This window comes from Paenibacillus hemerocallicola, from assembly GCF_006265175.1.
Lineage (GTDB): Bacteria > Bacillota > Bacilli > Paenibacillales > NBRC-103111 > Paenibacillus_AB > Paenibacillus_AB hemerocallicola.
The window spans coordinates 1-1,825 of the sequence record NZ_VDCQ01000147.1; the positions used below are offsets into that span (position 1 = coordinate 1).

Here is a 1,825-nt window from a genome sequence, read left to right on the forward strand (position 1 = left end):
CTCATGACGGTTCTTCTTCAATGTCTACTTGACAGGGGCAATTTCAGGCTCTCCAAGGCGGTTTTTGTTTGTCCAAGTCACGACAGCGTCTCCCATTTCGCCCATAATTCCTTCGGGTTCAGCTCGTAGATCTGATTGTCGCGGTACATGTACTGATGCATAATAAACTCCCGGCGGATCGTGGCGAAATCGTCGTGGACGCGTCCGATAAATTCGTTGATTTCCTTCTCCGTATACCGGCGCCCCGGCTCGAGCCGGGACACGAGATGCTCCAGCACGATCAGCTTCTTCTTCAGCTGCGCCGGAATATGCTTCAGCCTGCCGTCCGCGGTAAAGAAGTTTTTCAGTACCGATTGCCGCAGGCGCGCATGCGTGTCCTCCATCCCGTCTACCTCCTCCCCCTTGCCGTTCTTCTCGATCAGATCGACGATAACCGTACTGTAAGCCCGGATAAAATACCGGTTGAGCGAGAAGAAGATCGTGTTCTTGTCGCGCCGTTCGTTGATCAGGCTCGCCTCTCGCAGCTTGGCCGCATGATGCGTCACCGTAGCCGGCGAGATGCACAGCCGCTCCGCCAGCTCCAGCCCGTTCAGCTCTCCGCCGGCCAACAGGACAAGCATGCGGACACGGGTCGGATCGGAGAGCGCTTTATGGTAATTGACGATTTTGTCCAGCTGCATGCGGGAAATCCCTCCCTAAAACATTCGATGAAATTCTAATTAGATAATAATCTAATTAAATGCGGAAAGTCAACCTTCAACCTGAACGCCACACCCGCTTCGCATAAGCGTGTCCAGATAACTTGCCGATCATACCCTCCGAATGAGAGAGCAACATTCCAAACATCGCCCTGTGATATAACTAAACCTGAAAACCAAACAAGGAGCTGAGAACATGGGCAAGCTGAAGGGTAAAATCGCCTTAGTAACCGGGGCGAGCCGGGGAATCGGTCGCAGCATTGCGTCAGGTTTGGCACGGGATGGCGCATTAGTCGCGGTACACTATGGCACGAGACGAGACGACGCAGAGGAAGCGGTTCAGAAGATTGTACAATACGGCGGTTCCGCTTTTACGATCGGTGCCGACATAAGCTCTCTAAACGGCATTCGCGATTTATATGCGGCTTTGGATGAAGCGCTTCAGGAGCGTACAGGCGGTAAGCGATTCGATATTCTCGTCAATAACGCCGGAATCGGGCAAGCGGCAACGATCGAAGAGACGACGGAGCAGTCTTTCGACGAAGTTATGAATATTCATGTCAAAGCCCCGCTTTTCATGACTCAACAAGCATTGCCGCGTCTGAGAGACGAAGGCCGTATTATCAATATCTCATCGGCCGTTACCCGGATCGCCTTCCCCAATCTTCTCGGCTACAGCGTATCGAAGGGCGCGCTCAACACGCTCACCTGCGTCTTGGCTCAGCAGCTCGGGAGCCGCAACATTACGGTGAACGCCATCTTGCCGGGTATTATCGATACCGAGATGAATGCCGGAACGCTGCAAGATCCCGATGGGCAAATATTCGCCGCCGGCCTCTCGGCCTTCAACAGGTGGGGGCAGCCTGAAGATGTGGCGGATATTGCCGCTTTTCTAGCCTCATCGGACAGCCGTTGGATAACCGGTCAATTGATCGATGCCAGCGGCGGATCTCGTCTGTAAGTTAACGCGTGTGCCATTGCACCAGCCAGCGAATAGCGAGCATAATTCGCTTATTTGTGAATCTTGCTGTTACTGCTTAGACCGGCTTGGTCCCGCTGGCGAGCGGGAAGTCATAAATAAAGTGCAAACCGGCACTATTGCCGGCCCGAAGCGGGAAATCGACGCG

2 protein-coding genes are annotated in these 1,825 nt (G+C 53.8%); one reads left to right on the top strand and one right to left on the bottom strand.

The features are described from left to right. Positions 1–77: 77 nt before the first annotated feature. Complete coding sequence (locus FE784_RS40480) at positions 78–680, bottom strand: DUF2087 domain-containing protein (protein WP_139607970.1); 603 nt, start codon at positions 678–680, stop codon at positions 78–80. A 214-nt stretch (positions 681–894) separates the two neighbouring features. Here FE784_RS40480 and FE784_RS40485 point away from each other — a divergent pair, with 214 nt between their 5' ends. Next, a complete protein-coding gene (locus FE784_RS40485; protein ID WP_139607971.1) occupies positions 895–1,659 on the top strand; it encodes an SDR family oxidoreductase in 765 nt (254 codons plus the stop codon). Positions 1,660–1,825 lie beyond the last annotated feature (166 nt).